The sequence below is a fragment of the Nonomuraea sp. NPDC054003 genome, assembly GCF_055585125.1.
The window spans coordinates 204,928-228,845 of record NZ_JBVJKR010000002.1 but is presented as its reverse complement, the minus strand read 5'-3'; the positions used below and the strand labels follow the sequence as shown (position 1 = coordinate 228,845).

General features: G+C 73.0%; 24 protein-coding genes. 8 read left to right on the top strand and 16 right to left on the bottom strand.

Translation table 11 applies throughout. The features are described 5' to 3' along the window. Positions 1 to 31 precede the first annotated feature (31 nt). From ACZ6YG_RS05255 to uraD, 7 genes are read right to left on the bottom strand one after another with little or no spacing between them, the layout of a single operon-like run. Complete coding sequence (locus tag ACZ6YG_RS05255) at positions 32 to 1,174, bottom strand: glycerate kinase (RefSeq protein WP_397197165.1); 1,143 nt, start codon at positions 1,172 to 1,174, stop codon at positions 32 to 34. A gap of 46 nt (positions 1,175 to 1,220) precedes the next feature. Further along, positions 1,221 to 2,615, bottom strand: a complete 1,395-nt coding sequence (locus tag ACZ6YG_RS05250) for an 8-oxoguanine deaminase (protein WP_466017277.1) — start codon at positions 2,613 to 2,615, stop codon at positions 1,221 to 1,223. Beyond that, the gene (locus tag ACZ6YG_RS05245; protein WP_148032756.1) at positions 2,612 to 3,082 is read right to left on the bottom strand and encodes a (2Fe-2S)-binding protein; all 471 of its coding nucleotides are present in this window, start codon (positions 3,080 to 3,082) and stop codon (positions 2,612 to 2,614) included. Before ACZ6YG_RS05245 ends, ACZ6YG_RS05250 begins: the two co-directional genes overlap by 4 nt. Further along, positions 3,082 to 3,942, bottom strand: coding sequence for an FAD binding domain-containing protein (locus ACZ6YG_RS05240; protein WP_466017276.1), 861 nt, complete (start codon positions 3,940 to 3,942; stop codon positions 3,082 to 3,084). Before ACZ6YG_RS05240 ends, ACZ6YG_RS05245 begins: the two co-directional genes overlap by 1 nt. A gap of 5 nt (positions 3,943 to 3,947) precedes the next feature. Beyond that, positions 3,948 to 4,811, bottom strand: coding sequence for a factor-independent urate hydroxylase (pucL, locus tag ACZ6YG_RS05235; protein ID WP_466017275.1), 864 nt, complete (start codon positions 4,809 to 4,811; stop codon positions 3,948 to 3,950). Continuing rightward, positions 4,812 to 5,111 (bottom strand): hydroxyisourate hydrolase, encoded by a 300-nt coding sequence (gene uraH, locus ACZ6YG_RS05230; protein ID WP_466017274.1) that lies wholly within the window; start codon positions 5,109 to 5,111, stop codon positions 4,812 to 4,814. Then, on the bottom strand, positions 5,108 to 5,617 hold the full coding sequence (gene uraD, locus ACZ6YG_RS05225; RefSeq protein ID WP_466017273.1) for a 2-oxo-4-hydroxy-4-carboxy-5-ureidoimidazoline decarboxylase: 510 nt from the start codon (positions 5,615 to 5,617) through the stop codon (positions 5,108 to 5,110). Before uraD ends, uraH begins: the two co-directional genes overlap by 4 nt. Positions 5,618 to 5,775: 158 nt before the next feature. Between uraD and ACZ6YG_RS05220 the strand changes: the two genes are divergently transcribed. Further along, the gene (locus ACZ6YG_RS05220) at positions 5,776 to 6,618 is read left to right on the top strand and encodes a deoxyribonuclease IV (RefSeq protein ID WP_466017272.1); all 843 of its coding nucleotides are present in this window, start codon (positions 5,776 to 5,778) and stop codon (positions 6,616 to 6,618) included. Between the two features lie 525 nt (positions 6,619 to 7,143). On the opposite strand, the gene ACZ6YG_RS05215 is transcribed toward ACZ6YG_RS05220, so the two are convergent. From ACZ6YG_RS05215 to ACZ6YG_RS05205, 3 genes are all read right to left on the bottom strand, one after another. Beyond that, complete coding sequence (locus ACZ6YG_RS05215) at positions 7,144 to 7,884, bottom strand: LytR/AlgR family response regulator transcription factor (RefSeq protein ID WP_148032762.1); 741 nt, start codon at positions 7,882 to 7,884, stop codon at positions 7,144 to 7,146. A gap of 65 nt (positions 7,885 to 7,949) precedes the next feature. Continuing rightward, on the bottom strand, positions 7,950 to 9,077 hold the full coding sequence (locus ACZ6YG_RS05210; RefSeq protein WP_466017271.1) for a sensor histidine kinase: 1,128 nt from the start codon (positions 9,075 to 9,077) through the stop codon (positions 7,950 to 7,952). A 55-nt stretch (positions 9,078 to 9,132) separates the two neighbouring features. Then, entirely contained in the window at positions 9,133 to 9,729 is a 597-nt protein-coding gene (locus ACZ6YG_RS05205) for a molybdopterin-dependent oxidoreductase (protein ID WP_219543360.1), read from the bottom strand. 248 nt (positions 9,730 to 9,977) lie between these two features. Between ACZ6YG_RS05205 and aroF the strand changes: the two genes are divergently transcribed. Further along, complete coding sequence (gene aroF / locus ACZ6YG_RS05200; RefSeq protein ID WP_148032765.1) at positions 9,978 to 11,009, top strand: 3-deoxy-7-phosphoheptulonate synthase; 1,032 nt, start codon at positions 9,978 to 9,980, stop codon at positions 11,007 to 11,009. A 35-nt stretch (positions 11,010 to 11,044) separates the two neighbouring features. Here the strand turns inward: aroF and thiI are convergent, their stop codons facing one another. Then, entirely contained in the window at positions 11,045 to 12,241 is a 1,197-nt protein-coding gene (thiI, locus tag ACZ6YG_RS05195) for a tRNA uracil 4-sulfurtransferase ThiI (RefSeq protein ID WP_148032766.1), read from the bottom strand. 216 nt (positions 12,242 to 12,457) lie between these two features. Between thiI and ACZ6YG_RS05190 the strand changes: the two genes are divergently transcribed. After that, positions 12,458 to 13,285 (top strand): MHYT domain-containing protein, encoded by an 828-nt coding sequence (locus ACZ6YG_RS05190; RefSeq protein ID WP_466017270.1) that lies wholly within the window; start codon positions 12,458 to 12,460, stop codon positions 13,283 to 13,285. Positions 13,286 to 13,433: 148 nt separating this feature from the next. Here the strand turns inward: ACZ6YG_RS05190 and ACZ6YG_RS05185 are convergent, their stop codons facing one another. Continuing rightward, positions 13,434 to 14,459 carry a 6-phosphofructokinase gene (locus tag ACZ6YG_RS05185; protein WP_148032768.1) on the bottom strand — a complete coding sequence of 342 codons (1,026 nt, stop codon included), beginning with the start codon at positions 14,457 to 14,459 and terminating at the stop codon, positions 13,434 to 13,436. 116 nt (positions 14,460 to 14,575) lie between these two features. Between ACZ6YG_RS05185 and glpK the strand changes: the two genes are divergently transcribed. Both glpK and ACZ6YG_RS05175 read left to right on the top strand, forming a co-directional pair. Continuing rightward, positions 14,576 to 16,042, top strand: coding sequence for a glycerol kinase GlpK (glpK, locus tag ACZ6YG_RS05180; protein ID WP_466017269.1), 1,467 nt, complete (start codon positions 14,576 to 14,578; stop codon positions 16,040 to 16,042). 31 nt (positions 16,043 to 16,073) lie between these two features. After that, a complete protein-coding gene (locus ACZ6YG_RS05175; RefSeq protein WP_148032770.1) occupies positions 16,074 to 16,799 on the top strand; it encodes a Clp protease N-terminal domain-containing protein in 726 nt (241 codons plus the stop codon). On the opposite strand, the gene ACZ6YG_RS05170 is transcribed toward ACZ6YG_RS05175, so the two are convergent. Next, a complete protein-coding gene (locus tag ACZ6YG_RS05170; protein WP_466017268.1) occupies positions 16,796 to 17,707 on the bottom strand; it encodes a lactonase family protein in 912 nt (303 codons plus the stop codon). The two genes, ACZ6YG_RS05175 and ACZ6YG_RS05170, sit on opposite strands and share 4 nt — an antisense overlap. 39 nt (positions 17,708 to 17,746) lie before the next feature. On the opposite strand from ACZ6YG_RS05170, the gene ACZ6YG_RS05165 reads away from it, so the two are divergent. Then, positions 17,747 to 18,661 carry a bifunctional helix-turn-helix transcriptional regulator/GNAT family N-acetyltransferase gene (locus ACZ6YG_RS05165; protein WP_261808678.1) on the top strand — a complete coding sequence of 305 codons (915 nt, stop codon included), beginning with the start codon at positions 17,747 to 17,749 and terminating at the stop codon, positions 18,659 to 18,661. Here ACZ6YG_RS05165 and ACZ6YG_RS05160 read toward each other — a convergent pair. Next, on the bottom strand, positions 18,618 to 20,786 hold the full coding sequence (locus ACZ6YG_RS05160) for an MMPL family transporter (protein ID WP_261808679.1): 2,169 nt from the start codon (positions 20,784 to 20,786) through the stop codon (positions 18,618 to 18,620). The two genes, ACZ6YG_RS05165 and ACZ6YG_RS05160, sit on opposite strands and share 44 nt — an antisense overlap. A 93-nt stretch (positions 20,787 to 20,879) precedes the next feature. Between ACZ6YG_RS05160 and ACZ6YG_RS05155 the strand changes: the two genes are divergently transcribed. Then, positions 20,880 to 21,497, top strand: coding sequence for a TetR/AcrR family transcriptional regulator (locus ACZ6YG_RS05155; RefSeq protein ID WP_261808680.1), 618 nt, complete (start codon positions 20,880 to 20,882; stop codon positions 21,495 to 21,497). Here ACZ6YG_RS05155 and ACZ6YG_RS05150 read toward each other — a convergent pair. Both ACZ6YG_RS05150 and ACZ6YG_RS05145 read right to left on the bottom strand, forming a co-directional pair. Next, complete coding sequence (locus tag ACZ6YG_RS05150) at positions 21,461 to 22,483, bottom strand: alkaline phosphatase PhoX (protein WP_148032774.1); 1,023 nt, start codon at positions 22,481 to 22,483, stop codon at positions 21,461 to 21,463. The two genes, ACZ6YG_RS05155 and ACZ6YG_RS05150, sit on opposite strands and share 37 nt — an antisense overlap. A 145-nt stretch (positions 22,484 to 22,628) precedes the next feature. Next, entirely contained in the window at positions 22,629 to 23,096 is a 468-nt protein-coding gene (locus ACZ6YG_RS05145; RefSeq protein ID WP_148032775.1) for a Dps family protein, read from the bottom strand. A gap of 89 nt (positions 23,097 to 23,185) precedes the next feature. Here ACZ6YG_RS05145 and ACZ6YG_RS05140 point away from each other — a divergent pair. Continuing rightward, on the top strand, positions 23,186 to 23,918 hold a 733-nt coding region (locus ACZ6YG_RS05140; RefSeq protein ID WP_466017267.1), incomplete at its 3' end, for a helix-turn-helix domain-containing protein.

Genomic DNA, 23,918 nt, shown 5'->3' with positions numbered 1-23,918 from the left:
TCCCTGGACGCGGGCTCCTGCCGGGCCCGCCTCAGGAGAGCCGGTCGGCGGCCAGCCGGGCCGCGAGGCGCCCGAGGAGCGGGCGGGCCTCGGCCATGGAGCGGCCGAGGTCGGGCTCCAGGTCGGCGAGCGCGTACGCGGCCTCGATGCCGGCCTCGCGCAGCTGCTCGTCGGTGAGGGTGCGGCGGCCGCAGACGGCCACGACGGGGACGCCCGCCGCGGCGGCGGCGCGGGCGACGCCGGCGGGGGCCTTGCCGCGCAGGGTCTGCTCGTCGAGCGACCCCTCGCCGGTGATCACCAGCCGGGCGCCCTTGACGTGCTGGTGGAAGCCGAGCAGGTCGAGCAGGTAGTCGATGCCGGGCCGGATGTCGGCGTGCAGGAAGGCGAGCGCGGCGAAGCCGACGCCGCCGGCCGCGCCCGCGCCGGGCGCTCCCGCGACGCCCATGGCGCGCGGCGTGTCGTCGTGCTCGACGGCCCCCGCCAGGCCGTGGGTGCGGGTGGCGACGGCGGCGAGCCGGCCGAGCGCGGCGTCGAGCAGCTTGACCTGCTCGGGGGTGGCGCCCTTCTGCGGCCCGTAGACGGCGGCGGCGCCGTGCGGGCCGAGCAGCGGGTTGTCGACGTCGCTCGCCACCACGAAGGCGACGCCGGAGACGTCGAGGAAGCCGGAGACGTCGACGCGGTCGAGGTCGCGCAGGGCGGCGCCGCCGCGCGGCAGCTCGCGGCCACCGGCGTCGAGGAGGCGCGCGCCGAGCGCCTGGACCATGCCCGCGCCGCCGTCGGTGCAGGCGCTGCCGCCGAGGCCGAGCACGACCCGGGTGGCGCCCTGCTTGACGGCGTCGGCGATCAGCTCGCCGGTGCCGTGGCTGGTGGCGGTGAGCGGCTCGGGCCCCGCCGGGAGGCGGCGCAGGCCGGACGCCTCGGCGAGCTCGACGACGGCGGTCTCGCCGCGCCTGGCGTACGAGGCGTCGACGGGCTCGCCGGTGGGCCCGGTCACCCGTACGGTCACGCGGTCGAACCCGGCGGCCACGGCGGCGTCGACGGTGCCGTCACCGCCGTCGGCGACGGGCAGCTCGACGGCGGGGACGCCGAGAGCGGCGGCGACGGTCGCGGCCACCTCGGCCGCGGTCAGCGATCCCTTGAACTTGTCCGGGGCGACGAGGACGTGCTGGACCACTGGGGAACTCCTGTCTTGGGCGACATGGCGGCGAGATCCACCATCATCACATCCGCGCGTCCGGGAGCTCACGCGAGGCGGCGAAGCCCTGCTCGCGCGCCATCCGCAGCAGCCGGCGGTGGGCGTCGGCGCCGGCCCGGCCGGTGGCGTCGTGCGGGACGGTGCGCAGCTCGCCGTCCTCGACCACGGTCCGCCCGCCGACCAACAGCCGGGCCAGCGGCGGCTGCGGGCCGAAGACGAGCGCGCAGACCGGGTCGGCCACGGCGGCGGTGAACGGCCCGTCCACCCGCCACAGCGCCAGGTCGGCGAGCTTGCCGGGCTCCAGCGTGCCGAGCTCGTCCTGGCGGCCGAGGTTGCGGGCGCCGCCGAGGGTGGCGATCTCCAGCGCCTGCCGGGCGGTGAGCGCCGCGGGGCCGTAGCGGGCCCGCTGGAAGAGCAGCGCCTGGCGCATCTCCCCGGCCAGCCCGGTCAGCTCCGACGAGGCGCTGCCGTCGACGCCGAGCCCGACGTTGGCGCCGCGCCGCAGCATCTCCGACACGCGGGCGATGCCGGCGCCGAGCCGGCCGTTGGACGACGGGCAGTGGGCGGAGCCGGTGCCGGTGGCGGCGAGCTTGGCGATGTCGGCGTCGCTGAGGTGCACGGCGTGCGCCACCCACACGTCGGGGCCGAGCCAGCCGAGCTTGTCCATGTAGTCGACCGGGCGCATGCCGAGCTGGGCCAGGCAGTGCTCCTCCTCGTCGAGCGTCTCGGCCAGGTGGGTGTGCAGCCGCACGCCCTTGTCGCGGGCGAGCCTGGCGGCCTCGGTCATCAGCTCGCCGCTGACGGAGAACGGCGAGCAGGGCGCGACCGCGATCCGCAGCATCGAGGACGGGGACGGGTCGTGGTAGGCGTCCACGGCGTCGGCGGTGGCGGCGAGGATCTCGTCCAGCTCCTCCACGACCACGTCCGGCGGCAGCCCGCCCTTCGACTGGCCGCGGTCCATGGAGCCGCGGGCCGGGTGGAAGCGGATGCCCAGCTCGCGGGCGGCCTCGATCTCGGCGGCGAGCAGGTCGCCGCGGCCCTTGGGGAAGACGTAGTGGTGGTCGCTGGAGGTGGTGCAGCCGGACAGCGCGAGATAGCCGAGCCCGGCCCCGGCGGCGCCCCTGACGACCTCGGCGTCCATCGCGGCCCACACCTGGTAGAGCGCCACCAGCCACTCGAACAGGGTGGCGTCCTGGGCGAGCCCCTGTGAGGCCCACTGGTAGAGGTGGTGGTGGGTGTTGACCAGGCCGGGGGTGGCCAGGCAGCCGGTGGCGTCGATCCTGGTCGCGCCGTCGGCGGCGGGCGGCCGGTCCATGGGGCCGAGCGCGGTGATCCGGTCGCCGTCGACGAGGATCCAGCCGCGCTCGATCTCCTGGCCGGCGACGGGGGCGACGTACGCGTTCTCGATGAGGATGCTCACCGGGCCGCCGCCTTGCGCTCGGCCGCCAGCCGGACGGCGTCGAGGATCTTCTCGTAGCCGGTGCACCGGCACAGGTTGCCGGCCAGCGCCTCGCGGATCTCCGCGTCGGACGGCCGCTCGACGCGTTCGAGCAGGTCGTGGGCCTGCACGACGAGGCCGGGCGTGCAGAAGCCGCACTGCACCGCGCCGGTCTCCACGAACGCCTCCTGCACCGGGTCGAGCCCTCGCTCGGCCAGGCCCTCGACGGTACGGACCCGGCGGCCCTGGGCCTGACCCGCGGCGACCAGGCAGGCGCACACCGGCGCGTCGTCGAGGTAGACCGTGCAGGAGCCGCACTCGCCCTGCTCGCAGGCGTTCTTGGAGCCGGGCAGGCCGAGCCGCTCGCGCAGCACGTACAGCAGGCTCTCGCCCTCCCACACGTCCTCGGCCGTCTCCTCGCGGCCGTTGACCGTGAACGTCACCCTCATCAGGCCGCCCTCCTCTCCAGATGGTCGTGCCACGCCCAGGTGAGCGTGCGGCGGGCCAGCACCGCGATGGCGTGGCGGCGGTAGCCGGCGGTGCCGCGCACGTCGTCGATCGGCGCGGCGGCGCCCGCGCACAGCTCGCCGAACCGCGCCAGCAGCGCCGGCTGGAGCGGCGCCGACCAGTCGAGCTCGGCGGCCAGGAAGTCCTCCGCCTCCCGCGCCCGGAGCGGGGTGGGCGCGGCCGAGCCGAGCCCGGTGCCGACGCGCCGCTCGTCCGGGTGCAGCGCGACGGCGAACGAGCAGACGGCGATCACCATGGCGTTGCGGGTGCCGACCTTGGAGAAGTACTGCGGCCCGGCCGCGGGCTCGACGTGCACGGCCCTGATCAGCTCGTCCGGGAGCAGCGCGGAGCGCTTGACGCCCAGGTAGAACGCGTCGGCGGGGATCATCCTGACGCCGCGCTCGCGCGACTCCACCTCGACGGCGGCGCCCGCGGCGAGCAGCGGCGGGTGGCTGTCGCCCGCCGGCGAGGCCGCGCCGAGGTTCCCGCCGACCGACCCCCGGTTGCGGATCTGCGGCGAGCCGACCGTCCGCGCCGCCTGCGCGAGCCCCGGCAGCGCGCCGCCGAGCTCGCCGATGATCACGCTGTACGGGACGGCGGCGCCGATCCGGTACCGGCCCCCGTCCAGGGACCAGGTGGCCAGCTCGGGCACGGCGGTGAGGTCGAGCAGGGCCGGCGGGCGGCGCACGGAGAAGTTGATCTCCACCATGACGTCGGTGCCGCCCTGGATGGGCACCGCGTCCGGCTGGTCCGCCTTGGCGGCCAGCGCCTCGGCCCACGTGGTGGGGCGCAGGAATTCCATCGCTCTCACTCCCAGGCGAATCCGGCGCCGGGCGCGTCGTCGCGCAGCACCGTGCCTTCGATCAGGCCGTAGGGCCGGTCGGCCGCGTAGAAGATCTCGTTCTCGTTGTCCAGCCCGAACGGGGCCAGGTCGACGGGGAAGTGGTGCCTGTTCGGCAGGGTGAGCCTGATCTCGCAGATGTCCGGGCAGGCGGCCAGCACCCGCTCCCCCATCGCGTACAGGGTCTGCTGCAACGACAGGCTGTGCGTGCCGGCGAACGCCTCCAGCAGGCGGCCGCGCACGAGCGCGAAGGACGCGGCGAAGTCGGCGCTCGTGCCCGCGTGCCGCCAGCGGGCGTCCACGGCGGTGGCGAGGATGCGGTCGGTGGCCGGCTCCAGCGTGGTGTAGGGGTCGGTGAGGAAGCCGTGGAACTCCGAGCCGGTCGTGTTCATCACCACCAGCCCGGTCAGCCCGGACACCACGCTGGCGCGGCCGTCGCGGTCGTGGTGCGCCACGCAGGTGCGCACCTCGCCGCCGTCGCGGGCGAAGGAGTGGCCGGTGTCGCCGATCCGGTTCCACCCGTACTCCTCGACCGCGACCCTGGCGTGGTGGATCGTGTCGTGGCCGGTGAAGTGGCGGGCCAGCAGCAGGGCGAAGTCCTCGATCTGGCCGACGCCGTGCTCGCGGGCCAGGGCGTACGCGGTGTTCTTCTGCGTGTCGGTCGGCAGCACGGCGGCGTTGTCGCCGGTGAGGTGCGCCTCGCTCATGGCGCCGGACAGCGAGGTGCTGACGTTGACGTCCTTGACGTGGTGGACGCCGCCGTCCCTGACGACCCGTACCAGCCTGGTCTCCGCCTTGCCGTAGCGGTTGGGTCCGAGAACGATCGCCATCTAGCTCCCTCGGTAGGTCGAGTACGCGTACGGGCTGAGCAGGAGCGGCACGTGGTAGTGGTCGCCGGGGTCGGCCACGGTGAAGGTGATGACGACCTCCGGGTAGAAGGTGTCGGTTAGGTGGGCGCCGGTGTCGAACACCACCCGGTGCACCCCGGCCCCCGGCTGCCAGCCCTTGATCCGGCCGTCGGCGTCGGTGACGCCCTCGGCCACGACCGCGCCCTCGTGCTCCAGCCGTACGCGCATCCCGGCCGCCGGCCGGCCGGTCGTCGCGTCGAGCACGTGCGTCGAGAAGCTCATCGGACGCCCTCCGCCAGCTTGCCGGCCCGCAGCCGGGTGATCTTCGCGAGTTCCTCCCGTACGGTGCGGCGCTCGGTCTCCTCGTCGTGGCCGAGGCGCTCGCGCAGCAGCCGGAGCATCTCGGCGCCGGTCAGGCCGGTGGCGCAGACGAGGTAGACGTGCCCGAAGCGGTCCTCGTAGGCGCGGTTGCCCTCGGCGAGCGCGGCGCGCAGCCCGTCCTCGACCCCCGCCTGCTCGCGGCGGGACCAGGCGGCCTCGCGCGAGTCGCCGGCCGGCCGCTCGCCGATGCGCGGGTGCGCGCCCAGCGCCTCCAGCACGTCGGGCCAGCCGAGCGCCAGCACGGCCCGCCCGGCGGCGTCGGCCAGCCTGTCCTGGTCCGGGTACGGGCGGCCCGCGGCGACCTCCCGGGCGAAGGCGCGGGAGGCGCAGCAGGCGAGCAGCTCCTTCTCCGCGCCCTCCCGGTCCAGGGCGTTGAAGGCGGCCAGACCCGCGGGCGTGTGCGGCATGAGACGAGTACACACACGCCGGTCGTGCCCGGTCCATCCGCGAGAACTCCGAACCGGCGCCCGGGTTGGCCAAGACTTTTCGTGTCATGCTCCAACCCCGGCGGGCTCCTGGCCGCTGACCAGCGCGGACTCCCCCCGCCCGTAGACTGGGGGGCATCATGACCTCACGCTCTCTCATCGGCGGCCACGTGCTCGTCACCGGCGGCCTGGCCAAGGGCGGCCTCGCCTACATGGCCGACATCGGCGCCGAGATGATCCAGGTTTTCGTCACCAACCCGCGCGGCTGGGCGCTCAATCCCGGCAAGCCCGACCAGGACGCGGCGCTCGCCGAGTCCGGTGTCGAGACCTTCGTCCACGTCCCGTATCTGGCCAACTTCGGCTCGCCCAGCGCCGAGACGCTGGCCAACTCGGTGGCGGTGGTCCGCCACACGCTGCGGCGCGGCGCCGACATCGGGGCCAAGGGCGTCGTGGTGCACACCGGGTCGGCGGTGTCGCAGCCGCGCGACGACGCGATGCGCCAGCTCCGCGAGCACCTGCTTCCGCTGCTCGACGAGATCCCCGACGGCGGTCCCGACCTGCTGCTGGAGCCGATGGCGGGGCAGGGTGCGATGCTCTGCGCCACGGTCGACGACCTGGAGCCCTACCTGGCGGCGCTCGACTGGCATCCGCGGGCCGGCGTCTGCCTCGACACCTGCCACGCCTTCGCCGCCGGCCACGACCTGGCCGCGGAGGGCGGCGTCGGCGCCACGCTCGACCTGCTCCACAAGATCGCGCCCGGCCGGCTGAAGCTCGTCCACGCCAACGACTCCAAGGACGTGTGCGGCGCCAAGAAGGACCGTCACGAGAACATCGGCGCGGGCCACATCGGCACCCGCCCCTTCGCCGAGCTGATGCGTCATCCGGCGGCCGCGGGTGTGCCCCTGTGCATCGAGACCCCCGGCAAGGCCGACAAGCACCGCGAGGACATCGCCACTCTGAAGCGCCTGCGCGACGAGGGCTGACGAGGCGTCTTACGTGCAAGGGGCGCCCGCCGGTGGGATCCGGCCGCCCCCGTGTGGCCGGATCGCGGTCTGGCCGCGGCCCCGGCGGGCGCCCCTGCACGTGTCCGGCCGGCGGGCCCAACCCCCCGGTTGAGGGCCCGACAGCCGAGGTGACCTGGTGGTCACCATGGATCCGGCACATGCGGTGAGCCTTCCGGCTCGTCCCCCCAGATGCGCCGGGTGGCTCCGATGCCGAAACACTACGGTCGTGATCTACCTGGGGAAACCCCCTTGGCTGACAGCTCGCTGAACGGCGTGTAGCCATCGATGTGCGGAGAGTGCGCACACGACGAGCGGTCACCGGGGCGCGCCGAGCGGTCGCTCCGTGCCCGCCCCGGGTCTCCCCTGGGGTTCCCGGTGGATCCGCGATGAGGCCGCGCGAGGCCGTGTGACCTGGGAAATCACGATCGTCAACAGGACCCCGGCAGCCCGGCGGACGGGTGTGCGGCGGCTCCTCGTTCACGCCCGCCCGGGGACGAGCGGGGGTCAGGACATGACGCCGCGGTGCTGGCGGACCAGCTGCTCGCGAACCTGCCTGCTGTGCCTGCGGCTGACCTGGAGGGTCTCGGTGCCGACGGTCAGGGTGACGCGGCCGCCCTCGAACCTGAGCTCGCTCACGTGGCGGCTGGAGACCAGTGTGCTGCGGTGGACCCGGATGAACCCGGCGTCCGCCCAGCGGCGCTCCAGCGCCGCCAGGGACATGCGGACGAGGTAGCTGCCGTCCACGGTGTGCAGGCGCACGTAGTCGCCCTGCGCCTCGGCGAACCGCACGGCCTGCTGCGGCACGAACCGGGTGCGGCCGCCCAGCTCGACCGGGATCACGTCGTCATGGCAGGGGTCGGCGGGCGGCGAGGAGGAGACCTCCAGCCTGCGCACCGCCTCCGACAGCCGCTCCGCCCTGACGGGCTTGAGGAGGTAGTCGACGGCCTCCAGCTCGAAGGCCTGCACCGCGCACTCGTCGTGGGCGGTGACGAACACCAGCTTCGGCGGGCTGGGGAAGCCGCCGACCAGCCGGGCCAGGTCGAGGCCGTCGAGGCCGGGCATGCGGATGTCGAGGAACACGGCGTCGAGCCGCTCGCCCGAGGCCACCATCTGGACCATGTCCTGCAGCGCCGCGACCCCGTCGGAGGCGGTCAGCACCTGCTCGACGCGGCTGTCCTGGCGCAGCAGGTAGGCGAGCTCCTCCAGCGCGGGCACCTCGTCGTCGACGGCCAGAACACGAAGCATGTCACTACGCTGCACCAGAAACGCCTGCCCCACAAGGCCCAAGAACACGCTGCGTCACAATCGCGTCACAGAGAGGTCAACTGCGCTTTGGGCACCCGCAGCCGCACTTTCGTGCCCGCGCCCAGCGCCGTCTCGACCACCAGCCCGTAGCCGTCGCCGTAGATCTGGCGCAGGCGCAGGTCCACGTTGGCCAGGCCGATGCCGGTGCCCTCGCGGCCGGGGTCGTCGTCCAGGACGCGCCTGGCGCATTCGGGGTCCATCCCGGCGCCGTCGTCCTCGACCGTGATGTGCGCCTCCGGCCCGGCGTCGCAGGCGACGATCCGCACCTCGCCGGCGCGGCCCCGCATGCCGTGCTTGATGGCGTTCTCGACCAGCGGCTGCAGGCACAGGAACGGGACGGGCACGGGCAGCACCTCGGGCGCCACCTGGAGGCTGAAGCGCAGCTTGTCGCCGAACCTGGCACGTTCCAGGAGCAGGTAGCGGTCGACGCAGGTGAGCTCGTCGGCGAGGGTGGTGAAGTCGTGCGCCCGGCGCAGCGCGTACCGGGCGAAGTCCGCGAAGTCGAGCAGCAGCTCCCGGGCGCGCTTGGGGTCGGTGCGGACGAACGAGGCGATGGTGGTGAGCGCGTTGTAGACGAAGTGCGGCGAGATCTGCGCGCGCAGCGCCCGCCTGTCGGCCTCCAGCGCGCGCCGCCGCGAGGTGTCCAGCTCGGCCAGCTCCAGCTGGCCCGACATCCATCGGCCGACCTCGCCGACGGTGCGCACCAGGCCGGCGCTGAGCTCGTCGTCGAAGGCCGCCAGCGTCCCGACGATCCTGCCGTCGACGGTCAGCGGCACCACGACCGCGCCGTACGGCTCGCCGGCGAACACCTGCGCCCGCCCCGAGGCGAGCGCCGACCTGGCGTAGGTGAGGACCTCGTCGGTGCAGGGGCCGTCCCACGCCAGCGCGGCCTCGGTGGAGGTGATCGCGACCGCGTACGTGCCGAGCAGGGCGTGCAGATGGCGTACGGCCCTGCGCGCGGAGTCGCGGTTGAGCCCGGCCCGCAGGGCGGGGGCCGCCAGGGCGGCGAGGTGCAGGGTCGTGAAGGTCGCCTCCCGGTCCGGGCGGCGGTCGGGCACGGCGCGGCGCCGGGCAAGGGTGTGGCCGAGGATGAAGGCGAGACAGGGGAGCACCACGCAGGCGGTGGTCAGCATGCGGGCAACCGTAGCCAACAACCACCCAGGCGTGGGCGGAAACCCGCAGGTCACCTCATGGGGGGCCGTCGCCCGGATCCTCCTGGTAGGAGTAGCGCTGTTCGCGCCAGGGGTCGGCGACGTTGTGGTAGCCGCGTTCCTCCCAGAAGCCCCGGCGGTCCTCCAGGAGATACTCGATCGCGCGCACCCACTTGACGCTCTTCCACCCGTAGAGATGGGGCACCACGAGGCGGACGGGCGCGCCGTGCTCGGCGGAGAGCGGCTTCTCGGCCAGCTCGGTGGCGAAGAGCGTGGCGGGCGCGGTGAAGTCGGACCACCGGAGGTTGGCGCTGTAGCCGTACTCGGCCCAGATCATCACGTGGCGCACGCCCGGGTCGGGCGGCACGGCCGCGGCGAGGGCGGCCGGCGGCACGCCGCTCCACTCCAGGCCCGGCACGGAGAACTTGGTCACACAGTGGAAGTCGGCGACCCGGGTCACGCGGGGCAGGCCGGCGAACTCCTCCCAGCCGAAGCGGCGCTCCTCGCCCGAGGCGGTGGCGCCGAACACCTGGAAGTCCCACGACTCCGGCTTGAACGGGGGCACCCGGCCGTAGTGGATCACAGGTAGGCCGCGGGGGACGTACTGGCCTGGCGGCAGGCGCGTCTCCTCCACGATTACTGCTCCCCTCACCGGTATCGCGGTCGGGTGCCATCCTCCCACCGGTCGGTGTGCGGCTCGGCAGCGGGTCGAGGTGGGGTACTATTGCGGCACTATGCGCACCGCGTTCCTGTTTTGGTATGGCGACGGACCCATCGGTCGGACCGTTCGCCACTTAGCGCTGCGCTAGCAGACATAGGCGAGCACGAAGGCCCCGGGTCCGACAGGACCCGGGGCCTTCTGCGTTTCCCGAAGGAGTACACATGGTCATCGTGATGGGCCCGGAGGCCACCTCCGCGAACGTGGCGACCGTCGTCGGCGTCGTGCAGTCGGCCGGTGTGGAGGCGTTCGTGAGCAAGGGGGTGCAGCGCACGATCGTCGGCCTGGTGGGCGACGTGACCCAGCTCGACGCCGCCAGCCTGCGCGGCATGGCGGGGGTGCGCGACGTGATGCGCGTCTCGACCCCGTACAAGCTGGTCAGCAGGGAGAACCATCCCGAACGCTCGACGGTCCACGTGAGCGGGGTGCCGATCGGGCCGGGCACGGTGACACTGATCGCCGGGCCGTGCGCGGTGGAGACGCCGGAGCAGACGCTGGACGCGGCCAGGATGGCCCAGGCCGCCGGGGCGACGCTGCTGCGCGGCGGCGCCTACAAGCCGCGCACCTCGCCCTACGCGTTCCAGGGGCTGGGTGAGGCGGGGCTGCGCATCCTGGCCGACGTGCGCGAGCGGACCGGGCTGCCGATCGTGACCGAGGTGGTGGAGGCCCAGGACGTGCCGCTGGTGGCCTCGTACGTGGACATGCTGCAGGTCGGCACCCGCAACGCGCAGAACTTCGGGCTGCTGCAGGCGGTCGGCGCGGCCGGGAAGCCGGTGCTGCTCAAGCGCGGCATGAGCAGCACCATGGAGGAGTGGCTGATGGCGGCCGAGTACATCGCGCAGCGCGGCAACCTGGACGTGGTGCTGTGCGAGCGGGGCATCAGAACCTTCGAGACCGCCACCCGCAACACGCTGGACGTGTCGGCGGTGCCGGTGGCGCAGCGCCTGTCGCACCTGCCGGTGATCGTGGACCCGTCCCACTCGGGCGGCCGGCGCGACCTGGTGCTGCCGCTGAGCAGGGCGGCCATCGCGGCCGGCGCCGACGGGGTGATCATCGACGTGCACCCGCGGCCGGAGCAGGCGCTGTGTGACGGGCCGCAGGCGCTGGTCGACACCGACCTGGGCGAGCTGGCCCAGGTGATGCGCGATTTCCCGCCGCTGCTGGGCAAGACGGCCGCCGCCGCGCTGACGGTCTGAGACCCCGGCGGGGCCCGCCACGGGCCCCGCCGATGTCAGAGCTTGTATTCCTGGATGGAGTCGGCGAGCTGGACGGCCAGCTCCTCGGCGTCGAGGCGCTTCTCGATCTGCTTGAGATCCTCGATCTTGGCGCGGGTCTCGGCGCGGCGCGGGGCCAGGAGCGAGCAGCAGTCCTCGTCGGGCAGCTCGGAGATCTCCAGCGTGCCGATGCGCCGGGCCTCGGCCATGATCTCGGTCTTGTCCCAGCCCACCAGGGGGCGCAGGATCGGCAGGTCGACGGCGTGGTCCTGGGCGGTGATGTTGGCCAGCGTCTGGGAGGACACCTGGCCGAGCGCGTCGCCGGTGATCAGGGCCCCGGCGCGGATGCGGTGGGCGACCTCCTCGGCCGTCTTGAGCATCAGCCGCCGCTGGGCGATCACGGCGAGCCGGTCCTGGCCGGAGTTGCGGATCGACTGCTGGGCCTTGCCGAACGGCACCACCCAGAGCCGCGCCCCGCCCTGGAACCGGTCGAGCTTCCTGACCAGCGCGTAGGCCTTGTAGATGGACTCGGACGTGGTGAACGGGATGCCGGAGAAGTGGAGGAAGTCGACGTGCAGCCCGCGCCGCATCATGCGGTAGGCGGCCACCGGCGAGTCGATGCCTCCGGACATGAGCACCAGCGCCCGGCCGCTGCTGCCGACCGGGAGCCCGCCCTGGCCGGGCAGGCCGCCGGTGAAGACGAACACCTCGTCCCTGTCGACCTCGACGAAGAGGGTCAGCTCGGGGTTCTTGAGGTCGACCGGCAGGCCGTACTCGTCGTTGATGGCGCCGCCGACGAGCCGGTCGAGCTCGTTGGAGCGCAGCGGGAAGCGCTTGTCGCGGCGGCGGGAGCGGACCGCGAAGCTGGCCTTGCGCTTGACCTCCTCGCGCTCGGCGAACAGCGCGAGCCCGGCCTTGAGCACGGTCTCGGGGTCCTTGGCGACCCGCCAGGCGGGGTGGATCCACACCAGGCCGGGCACGTCGGCGACCCGCTCGGCCACGGCATGCGCCTGCTCGGCGGTGGTGCCTTCGGGCAGGAAGATCGCGATGACGCCGTGGCGCCTGCGCACGTCGACCTTGAGGTCGAACTCCTTGAGCGCCTGGCGGATGTTGCCGATGAGCCGGCGTTCGAACAGCTCGCGGTTCTTGCCCTTGAGGACGATCTCGCCCAGTTTGAGCAGAACGCACGGCTCGCCCAGGGCTGGCATCGTCATGGTGGAACCTCCGGGGGAGACAGGGGATGCGCGGTAGAAACAACGCCTCGCGGCATCGAGTTTAGTCCGCGCGGGACGCTCGCGAACGTCGTGAGCTTGCCTCGCCTTTGCCGGCCCTCTCCCAGGTGGGGACCCTTGCGGCCGACACGAAATCGTTAGTTGCGCTTTCATCTACCCCGCCCGCATACTCCTGCCAACCGAACCAAGGGGCGGGATATGTCGCCGATCGACCACTTCGCGCATGGCGGGCTCACGCCCGTCCTCGCCTACGCCATGTCCAGCCTGGGCTGCATGCTCGGCCTGCTGCTCAGCTCCCGCGCACGGCTCGCGGAAGGACGCGAGAGCGCCTACTGGCTGATCGGCGCGGCCGTCGCCATCGGCGGCACCGGCATCTGGACCATGCACTTCATCGCCATGATGGGCTTCTCGGTCGCCGGCACCGTGATCCAGTACGACGTGCCGCTCACCGCCGCGTCCGCCCTGCTGGCCATCGTGGTCGTCGGCGCCGGCCTGTTCCTGGCCCACCACGGCAGGCAGCGGACGGCGTTCCTGCTGAGCGGCGGCGTGCTGGCCGGCGTCGGCGTGGCCGGCATGCACTACCTGGGCATGGCCGCGATGCGGATGTCCGCGCACGTCTCCTACGACCCGGTCACGGTCGCCCTGTCCGTGCTCATCGCCGTCGCCGCCGCCACCGCGGCGCTCTGGTTCGCCGGTCGGGTCACCGGGGCGCTGAAGATCGGCGCCGCCGCCCTGCTCATGGGCGTGGCGGTGTCGGGCATGCACTACACCGGCATGCTGGGGATGTCCGTGGAGCCGCACCACACGCCCGGGCCGGTGGGAGGCACGCCGGGCATCGACTTCCTGCTGCCGCTGCTCGTCGGCATCACCGTCGTCACGGTCGGCCTGCTGCTGGCCGTCATGCTCTCCCCCAGCGAGCGGGAGCTCCGCCACGAGCAGGAGTACCTCACCCGCGCGGCCGGCCCCCACCCGCGCGACGGCGAGGGCGCGCCGGATGTGGACTACTTCGGCACGCCCCGCGGTTGAGCTATCTCCTAGGTACGGCTTGCGACGCGTGGTGGGCCGCCGACTCGCCGCGGCGCAAGCCGTACCCTGAAGGGGGGTTGTAGCGGTAACCCCGCTGCTCCAGAAGGTACGGCCGGCCGCTTGCAAGTCACTTACAGCCCGGCGACACTCAGCCGAAGAAGACCTCGGCCTCGGCGTAACGCTCGACCGGGACCGTCTTGAGCTCGGCGGTGGCCTCGTCGAGCCCGATGCGGACGATGTCCGTGCCGCGCAGCGCCACCATCTTGCCGAAGTCGCCGTCGTGCACCGCGTCGATCGCCTGCAGGCCGAACCTCGTGGCCAGCACCCGGTCGAACGCGGTGGGCGTGCCGCCGCGCTGGATGTGGCCGAGCACGGTCGTGCGGGCCTCCTTGCCGGTGCGCTTCTCGATCTCCTTGGCCAGCGTCTCCCCGATGCCGCCCAGGCGGACGTGGCCGAACGCGTCCAGCTCGCCGGCCTGCAGCTGCATCTGCCCCTCGATCGGGTGGGCGCCCTCGGCGACCACGATTATCGGCGAGTAGCGGGTGCGGAAGCGGGACTCGACGTACTCGCAGACGCGGTCGATGTCGAACGGCTTCTCCGGGATGAGGATGACGTTGGCGCCGCCGGCCATGCCGGCGTGCAGCGCTATCCACCCGGCGTGGCGGCCCATGACCTCGCAGATGAGCGCCCGGTGGTGGGACTCGGCGGTGGTGTGGAGCCGGTCGATCGCCTCGGTGGCGATGTTGACGGCGGTGTCGAAGCCGAAGGTGTAGTCGGTGCCCGACAGGTCGTTGTCGATCGTCTTGGGCACGCCGACGACCCTGACGTCGCGGTCGAAGAGTTGCTTGGCGACGCCGAGGGTGTCCTCGCCGCCGATGGCTATCAGCGCGTCGACCCCGGTGGCCGCCAGGTTCTCCTTGATCCGGTCGACGCCGCCCTCGATCTTGAGCGGGTTGGTCCTGGAGGAGCCGAGTATCGTGCCGCCGCGCGGCAGGATGCCCCGGACGGCCTGGATGTCGAGCGGCATGGTCTCGCCCTCCAGGGGGCCGCGCCAGCCGTCGCGGAAGCCGACGAACTCATGCCCGTAGACGCTCACCCCCTTGCGGACTACGCCCCTGATCACGGCGTTCAGCCCGGGGCAGTCTCCGCCCCCGGTGAGCACTCCTATACGCATGGCGGGTTCCTCCCGATGTGGTTCACGACCAGAATCGCATTGTGCCCGTCATAGCGGGCATTGGTCTAGACCAAACGCGAGCGTAGCGGCCCAAACCCGGTTCAGGAGGCGATTTCGTGAGTGTGTTGGCCATCGACGCGGGAACGACGGGTGTCACGGCACTCGTCGTGACCGAGGACGGCCGGATCGAGTCGAGGGGGTACGAGGAGTTCGCCCAGCACTTCCCGCGGCCGGGCTGGGTGGAGCACAACCCCGAGGACATCTGGCAGGCCACGCTGAGCGCCTGCGCCGCCGCCCTGGCCGGGGCGGCGGCGACGCCGGCCTGCGTCGGCATCACCAACCAGCGTGAGACGGCCGTGCTGTGGGACCGCCGGTCGCTGGCCGCGCCGCGCCGCGCCGTCGTGTGGCAGGACCGGCGCACGGCCGGCATCTGCGAGCGGCTGCGCTCGGCCGGGCACGAGCCGAGGGTGGCCGAGCTGACCGGGCTGCGCCTCGACCCGTACTTCACCGGTTCCAAGCTCACCTGGCTGGCCGAGAACGACCCGGCCGTGTGGGAGGGCGTCACCTCGGGCCGGGTGGTCGTGGGCACCGTCGACGCCTACCTGATCGCCCGGCTCACTGCGGGCGCGCGCCACGTGACCGACCCGTCCAACGCCTCGCGCACGCTGCTGTACGGGCTGGAGTCCGGCGCGTGGGAGCCGGAGCTGTGCGAGCTGTTCGGGGTGCCCGAGTCGGCGCTGCCGGAGGTGGTGCCCAACTTCGGGGAGCTCGGGCGTACGGATCCGGGCGCGTTCCTCGGGCTGGAGCTGCCGATCAGCGGGGTGGCGGGCGACCAGCAGGCGGCGCTGTTCGGGCAGACCTGTTACGCGGTGGGCGAGGTCAAGTGCACCTACGGGACGGGCTCGTTCATCCTGACCAACACCGGCGGGGAGATCGTCCGCTCGGAGTCGGGGCTGCTGACCACCGTGGCCTGGCAGGCGCCCTCGGGAGAGCGGACGTACGCGCTGGAGGGGTCGGTGTTCGTGACCGGGGCGGCCATCCAGTGGCTGCGCGACGGGCTCGGGCTGATCGGCACCGCGCCGGAGTCCGAGGCGATCGCGCGCACGGTGCCCGACAGCGGCGGCGTGGTGTTCGTGCCCGCGCTGACCGGGCTGGGCGCTCCGCACTGGGATCCGGAGGCGCGCGGGCTCATCACCGGGATCACCCGCGGCACCACCCGGGCGCACCTGGTGCGGGCCACGCTGGAGGCGATCGCGTTCGAGGTGCGTGACGTGGTGGAGGCGTCGGCCGAGGGCCGGCCGCCGGTGCTCAAGGCCGACGGCGGGGCCAGCGGCAACGACCTGCTCATGCAGTTCCAGGCCGACCAGCTCGGCACGCCGGTGGAGCGGCCGGTGATCCAGGAGACGACGGCGCTGGGCGCGGCGTTCCTGGCCGGGCTGGGCGCCGGGGTGTGGGGCTCGCGGGAAGAGCTGCGCAAGACCTGGCAGCTCGACCGCCGTTTCGAGCCGGGCGGGCGGGACGACGCCCTGTACGACCGCTGGCGGAAGGCGGTGGAGCTGGCCATGGCGTCAACCGAGGGTTGACGGTCGCCTGTCGTCAACCTATGGTTGACGCATGGAACACACCGTTCGTCTCGACGACCTCATCGAGGTCATCAAGAGCCGCTACCCCGATGGCGACCCGCTCGGCGAGCTGTCCGACGCGGTCACCCTGGGCGAGCACCTGGGCGAAGTGGCCGACCATCTGATCGGCCACTTCGTCGACAGGGCCCGCCACTCCGGCGCGTCCTGGACCGACATCGGCCGCAGCATGGGCGTCTCCAAGCAGGCGGCGCAGAAGCGGTTCGTGCCCAAGGAGGGCTCGCTCGCCGAGGACCTGAGCAGCTACGCGCGCTACACCGCCCGCGCCCGCGTGGTGATCGTCAAGTCACAGGAGGAGGCGCGCCGCCTCGGGCACGACCACATCGGCCCCGGTCACCTCGTGCTCGGCCTGCTGCACGAGCCCGAAGGGCTGGCGGCCAAGGCCATGGTGACGCTCGGCGCGCCGCTCGCCGAGGTCAGGCAGGCGGTGGAGAGCGCGCTCGGCCCGGGCGGCGACGCCCCGCCGGCCACGCCGCCGTTCTCCGCGCAGGGCAGGAAGGCGCTGGAGCTGACGCTGCGCGAGGCGCTGCGGCTCGGCCACAACTACGTCGGCACAGAGCACCTGCTGCTCGCCCTGCTCACGCTGGACGAGGACCCGGCCGCGCAGGCGCTGGCCGGGCTCGGGCTGACCAAGGAGGCCGCCGAGGAGCAGCTCAAGCGGATGCTGACGGAGCTCGTGATCAGAGGCGGGACCGGCTAGGCGGGCAGCACGCAGGACGCGCCCTCGGCCTCGATCACCTCGCCCGTCGGCTCGGGGACGCCGCCGGCGAGCGCGAACTCCGCCACGCTCCCCGAGTGCTGGTTGGCCACGTACATGCGGTCGCCGTCGATCGCGAAGTGGCGCGGCCACGCGCCGCCCGACGGCACCTCCGCCACCTGCGACAGGTCGTCGGCCCGCAGGACGGAGATCGTGTCGGGGCCGCGGTTGGCGACGTAGACCAGCTCACCGGCGAGCTCCAGGTGGGACGGGGCGTTGTCCGTCACGGTGGTGGAGGCGCGCACCCGGATGCCGTCCTCGCCGGCGGCCAGGCGGGTGACGGTGCCGTCGAGCTCGCCCGCGACGTAGAGGGTCGAGCCGGCGAAGGCGAAGTGGCGGGGGCCGGTGCCGGGCGGCAGCGTGATCGGCTCCAGCGCCTCCCCTTCCAGGGTGTAGCGGCGGATCTCGTCGGTGCCGAGGTCGGAGACGTACAGCAGGTCCTCGTGGAAGACGGCCTGGTGGGCGTGCGGCCCCCGCTGGCGCTCGGGGTGGGGCCCGGAGCCGTGGTGGCGGAGCACGATCGGGTCGCCGTCGAACACGCCGCGCGAGTCGAGCCGGTGGAGGGCGGCGGCGCCGTCGCCGTAGTTGGCCACCGCGAGGAGCTCCCCGGACGGGTGGACGGCCAGGTGGCACGGGCTGTCTCCCCCGCTGGAACGCTCGTCCCACGGCGACAGCCTGCGCCCTCCGGCGCCGAAGGCGGTGATCCAGCCCTGGGCCAGCTCGCCCACCGCGTAGATCACGGGAAGCGAGGGATGGCGCGCCAGGAAGGAGGGGGCGGCGAGGCGGGTCAGCTCGCCTCCGGGCTCGATGATGCCGGGGCCGTAGCCGCCTATGTAAAGGTGCCTCTTCACACGGCCATCCTCTCATGGTTGACTGAGGCAATGAATTCGTTGACAGAGGCAAGGGTCTCTGAGGTCCGGGCCTTCAACCGCTTCTACACCAAGGTCATCGGAGTGCTGCAGGCCGGCATGCACCACCTGCCTTACTCGCTCACCGAGGGCAGAGTGCTGTTCGAGGTCGCGCACGCGGACTCGATCGGGACCGGCGAGCTGCGGGCGCTGCTCGACCTGGACGCGGGCTACCTGAGCCGGATCCTGGCCAGGTTCGACGGCGACGGGCTGATCGTCAGGGAGCGCTCGGCCGCCGACGCGCGCAAACACGTGGTACGGCTCAGCCCGGCGGGGCGGAAGGCGTTCGAGACGCTCGACCAGGCCTCGAACGAGGACATCGAGCGCCTGCTCGCCGGATTGCCGGAGGACGCCAGGGAGCGCCTGGTCACCGGCATGCGCGCGATCAGGGACGTGCTCGACCCGCCCGCCGGGCCGGAGTCCTGCCTGATCAGGCCGCTCCGCGACGGCGACCTGAGCTGGGTGGTCCACCGGCACGGCGTGCTCTACGCCAGGGAGTACGGCTGGGGCAGGGATTTCGAGCTGTTGGTGGCGCGGATCGTCGCCGCCTTCGACCCGTCGCGCGACACGGCCTGGATCGCCGAGGTCGGCGGCCGGCCCGCCGGCTCCGTCTTCTACATGCGCAAGGACGACACCACGGGGCAGCTCAGGCTGCTGCTGGTGGAGCCGTCCGCGCGCGGCCTGGGCCTGGGCCGGCGGCTGGTGGACGAGTGCGTGCGGCACGCCAAGGCCGACGGGTGCGAGCGGCTGGTGCTGTGGACCCGCGACTGCCTGACCAGCGCGCGGCGCGTCTACGAGGCCGCCGGGTTCCGGCTCGACTCCCAGGAGAAGGGGATGGAGAACGGGATCGAGCTCAACGAGGAGATGTGGTCGCTCGACCTCGCGGCCACCAGTTGAGCGGGCCCGCCAGCCGCATCAGGCTCGGCACCAGCACCGCCCTGATCAAGGTCGCGTCCACCAGCACCACGACCGCCATGCCGACGCCCAGCATCTGCACGAACGAGACCGAGGCCGTGGCGTAGGCGGCGAACGTGAGCGCCAGGATGCCGCCGGCGGCGGTGATCAGAGGGGCGCCGCCCTGCAGCCCGGACGCCACCGCCCGCTCGGTGTCGCCGGTCCTGTCGTACTCCTCCTTGATCCGCGACAGGAGGAACACCTCGTAGTCCATCGACAGCCCGTACGCCACGCAGAGCATGAGGATGGGGATGCTCGGGTCGAGCGAGCCGGTCGGCGTGAACCCGAGCACCCCCGACAGGTTGCCCTCCTGGAAGACCCAGACCAGGGCGCCGAACATGACACCCAGGCTCAGCACGTTGAGCAGCGTCGCCTTGACGGGCAGCAGGACGCTGCGGGTCATGGCGAGCAGCACGGCGAACGTCACGCCGAGCATGAGCGCGAGCAGCAGCGGCAGCCGGTCGACCACGGAGGCGCGGTAGTCGGCCAGCTCGGCCGGATAGCCGCCGACCAGCACCTCGAACGGCGGCGGCACCGCGCGCACCGCCTCGACCAGCCGGACGGGGTCGTCGGCCAGCGCCTCGGCGGAGGGCACCACGGACAGCCAGGTCCCTTCCCCGGCGAACCGGGACACGTCGCCGTCCCCCGCCCGCTGCCCGCCCGCGAAGATCCCGGCGGCGGAGTCGACCTGGGCGACGCCCGGCACCTGGGACAGCGCGGCGGCGTATCGGGTCACGTCCCCGCCCGCCGCGCCGGCGGAGACGATCTGGACGGCGTCCGTCTCCTCGGCGGGGAAGCCCTGGCGGATGATGTCCTGGGTCTGCCGGGGCGCGGCGTCGGGCGGCAGGACGCGGTCGTCGGCGACGCCGAAGCGCAGGCTCAGGAACGGCGAGGCCAGCAGGAGCAGCAGCGCCGCCGCCGCGCCGCCGTACGCCAGGGGCCGCCGCATCACCCGCACTGCCAGCGCCGCCCAGAACCCGCCGGGCCGGGCCGGCCGCTCCCGCCGCGGCAGCATCCGGCCGCCGATCGCGGCGAGCACGGCGGGCAGCACGACCACCGCCGCCACGACGCCTCCGGCGACCACGGCGATGCCCGCGTACGCGAACGAGCGCAGGAAGTCGAAGGGCAGCGCGAACAGGACGGCGAGAGAGGCCGCGACGGTCAGCCCGCTGAACAGCACGGTGCGCCCGGCGTGCTCGACCGCCCCGGCCACGGCGGCGGCGCGGTCGCGCCCGGCGCGCACCTCCTCGCGGAAGCGGGCGATCACGAACAGGCTGTAGTCGATGCCCAGCCCGAGCCCCATGGCCAAGGTCAGATTGAGCGCGAAAGTGGAGACATCGGTGTACGTGAGCGGGACCCGCAGCAGCGCCAGCCCGGCCACCATGGCGAACACCCCGGCCAGGATCGGCACCAGCGCGGCCGCCGCCCGGCGCAGGTACAGCCAGAGCAGCGCGAACGCCAGCGGGAAGATCACCAGCTCGGCCCGCACGAAGTCCTGCCTGGCCAGCGGGACGGTCGCCCGGAACACCTCCTCGCCGCCGCCGGAGCGGACCTCCAGCAGTTCCGTCCCCTCGGTGATCTCGGGGACCAGCGCGGGCAGCACGGTGGCCCGGACGTGCCCGGCGTCGCCGGGGACGCGCACCAGGATCAGCGCGTGCCGGCCGTCCTCGCTGCGCAGCGTGGGCGGCCGGCCCCGGCTCCAGTAGGACTCCACCCCGGCCACGCCCTCGTGCCCGGCCACCCGCGCCGCCAGTTCCCGGCCCTGGGCGGCGACGGCCTCGTCATCCACGGTGCCCCGCCGGGCCGTGACCAGGAAGATCATGTCCGGGCTGCCGGTGCCGAACCGCTCGGCCAGCTCGGCCTGCGCCCGGTCGGACTCCGAACCCGGCGCCTCGAACCTGGCCAGCGACAGCCGCGGCACCGCCCCCGCCGCCAGCGCCCCCGCCAGCACGAACAGCGCCAGGGCCAGCCCCAGGACCGCCCGCCGCCTGCGTACCAGGAAGAACCCCAGCCTGCGCAGCGGCGGCCCGGCATCGCGCCGCACCGGCGCGCGCTCCGTGATCAGCACTCCATCCACCCCTGAAACTCGGTAAACTACTCGTGTTTTGTTCGCCGACCCAGAAATACAAGTGAATGCTCGTATTTGTCAATGTGGGGTGCCATGGCTGAGCGCACGGTGCGCCGTCAGGCGCGAGGCCTGAAACGGATGGCGGAGATCCTCGACGCGGCCGAACAGGTGATCGCCGAGATCGGCTACCCGGACATGACCACGAACCAGGTCGCGGCCCGCGCCGGGCTGTCACCGGGCTCGCTCTACCAGTTCTTCCGCAACAAGGAGGAGATCCTCGACGGCCTGGTGACCCGCTACACCGACGGCCGGCGGGACTTCTGGGAGTCGCGGCTGGCCGCCGTCACCCCGGAGGTGCCGCTGGAGACCCTGGTCGACGGGGTGGTGGACGAGAGCGTGGCGTTCAAGGCGCGCTCACCCGCTTACTGGTCGCTGCTGTACGGCTCCGCGACCGGCGACAAGCTGGCGGCGGCCTCACAACAGCTGCACCAGGCGATCGCCGGGCAGGTGGCGGCCATGCTGCGGCGCCGCTCCCCCGGTCTGGACGAGGCGCGCGCCCTGCTCATGGGCACGATGGCGGTGGCCATGGTCAAGGCCGTGATGCCGCTGGTCTCCGCCGCCGGACCGGCGCGGGCGGCCGAGCTCGTCGCCGAGCTCAAGAGGGCGCTTGTGGCCTACCTGCGGAACGGGCCGGTGACCTCGAACGTGTGACCCTCATCCGAGCCCCGCCTGGCGGAGAAGTAGAGCCGGTCACCGCCCGGCGCGAACGCCAGCCCGGTCAGCTCGGCGCCCGCGTGACCGGCGAGGGTGAGGAACGGGGCGATCTCGCGCTCGGGGGTGATCACGTCGATCCGCGTGGTCCGCCTGGTCACGTACAGGTCGCCGGACGGGGCCGCGGTGACGGCGCGCACGCCGTCGCACAGCCGCTCCACCGCCGAGGTCTGGGCGTCGTAGGCCCACAGCGCGCCGTCGCCCCTGGTGGTGAAGAAGCACACGCCGCCCGCGTAGTGGCAGGCGTCCGCGCGGTCGAACCGGCGCGCCCCGCGCACCTGGTGGCGGGTGCCCTTGAGCAGCGCGGCCGGCCACGGCACCGGCTCCCACCGGCCCGAGCCGCACAGCACCTCCAGCGCGCCCTCGGTCAGGTCGCCCCAGTCGTACGGGCGAAACCGGTAGAAGCAGCCGTCGGGCTCGCCCTCGGTCAGGTAGACCACCCGACGGTCGGGGTCACAGGCGGCCGCCTCGTGCTTGAACCGGCCCATGGCCAGCCGGGGCCGCGGCGCGCGGGCGCCGTACGGGTCGCACTCGAACACCCGGCCCCGGTGGCCGAGCTCGCACGACAGCCACGTGTTCCAGGGCGTGGCGCCGCCGGCGCGGTTGAGCTCGGTGCCGGACAGGATGCGGTAGGCGTCGCCGACGGAGCCGTCCGGCCGGAAGCGGATCGCCGCCGCGCCGCCGAGCAGCGAGAGCTCGGAGTTGGACACGTAGATCCAGCCGTCGCCGTCGGGGAAGCAGGCACCCCCGTCGGGCGCGGCGTGCCACGTCAGCCCGGCCACCTTGCTCCCGGAACGGGCCACCACCCTGCCGCCGAACCCCGCGGGCAGGGTCAGCCCGCCGGCGACGGGCTCCTCGACAGGTCCGTAGGGGCCCGCGCCGCCCTGGGAGAGCGGGCCCGTGCGGAGGAGAGTCTTGCGGGACATCTTGAGGCCTCCCTCTGGGTGCCACGCTAGTGGACCGCACGGACATGAATGGCGAGGACTCCCGGATCGAACAGAACGCGAACTGCCCGCGCCGGACATGCGGAAGCCCGGGGCCGCTCGGCTCCCGGGCTGGTGACCGCACACATCAGCTCATGGCCTGGAACATCCAGCGCTGCTTCTCGATCTCCTGGGTGACCGCGATGATGATGTCCTGCGTCGCCTGGTCCGTCTCATCGGTCAGGTCGATGCGCTCGCGCATCCGCTTGCTGACGCCGTCGAGGATGTCGGTCATCGTCGCCGCCACCTTGCCCGACTCGATCCAGCCGGACTCCGGCTGCGTCAGCTTGGTGGACTTGGACACCGTGGCGGCCCTGCCGTCGGCGTTGGCGCCCAGCGCGACCAGGCGCTCGGCGACGATGTCGGTGTGCGCGCGGGCCAGCGAGACGACCTCGTCGAGCTGCAGGTGGACCGAACGGAAGTTCGGGCCGATGACGTTCCAGTGCAGCTGCTTGCCGACCAGGGACAGGTCGATCAGGTCCATCAGGGCGCCCTGCAGGCACTTCGCGGTGGTGGTCTTAGCTTCGCCCGAAAGCGGGCTGGTAATCGGAGCCATGGTGTACCTCCTCCCCGTAGATGTCCCTTTCATTCGTCTTATCCGAATTCCCCTTGACACTGTAATTGTGACAGTGTCACTGTGAGGACATGAGCGACACCTGGACGATCGGCGAGCTGGCGGAGCGCGCGGCCGACGCGCTGCGCGCGCACGCGCGACCGCTCAACGGCCGGGTCCGCGAGGTGCCGGGCGAGCGGCTCATCAGGTGGTACACCACGATCGGGCTGGTCGACCCGCCCCTGACCCGGCGCGGCCGGATCGCCCGGTACGGGCGCCGTCACCTGCTGCAACTCGTGGCCGTCAAGCGGCTGCAGGCGGAGGGCATGTCGATCGCCGACATCCAGATCGCCCTCGCCAGCGCCGCGGACACCACCCTCGAAGCCACCGCCCGCCTCCCCACCGCCCCCCACCATTGGCCCGTCCCGGGTCCGAACCCCGGCCACCCCACCCCAGACCTCCACCAACCGGCCCCCACCACGCCCTTGCCCCCGGCCCCCGCCATAGCGGCTCCGCACACCCCCCGGCCTTCATCGGGCCCCGGCACGCCACAGGCCGCAAGGGCAGACCAGTCGCACGCCACGGAACCCACCCCACCGAGAGCTCAGCACCCCACGGGATCGGACACGGCGCAAACTTCTGGACCGGGCGCTCCGCACTTCGCAGGACCGGACCCGACGCAGATCCCCACACCGGCTCCCCCACACTCCACGGGAGCGGGTGCGGCACAAACCTCCCGGCCCGCCGCCCCACACCCCACCGGGACAGACCCGACGCGGGCCCCCGCGCCGGCTCCCCCGTACTCCACGGGAGCGGATGCGGCAC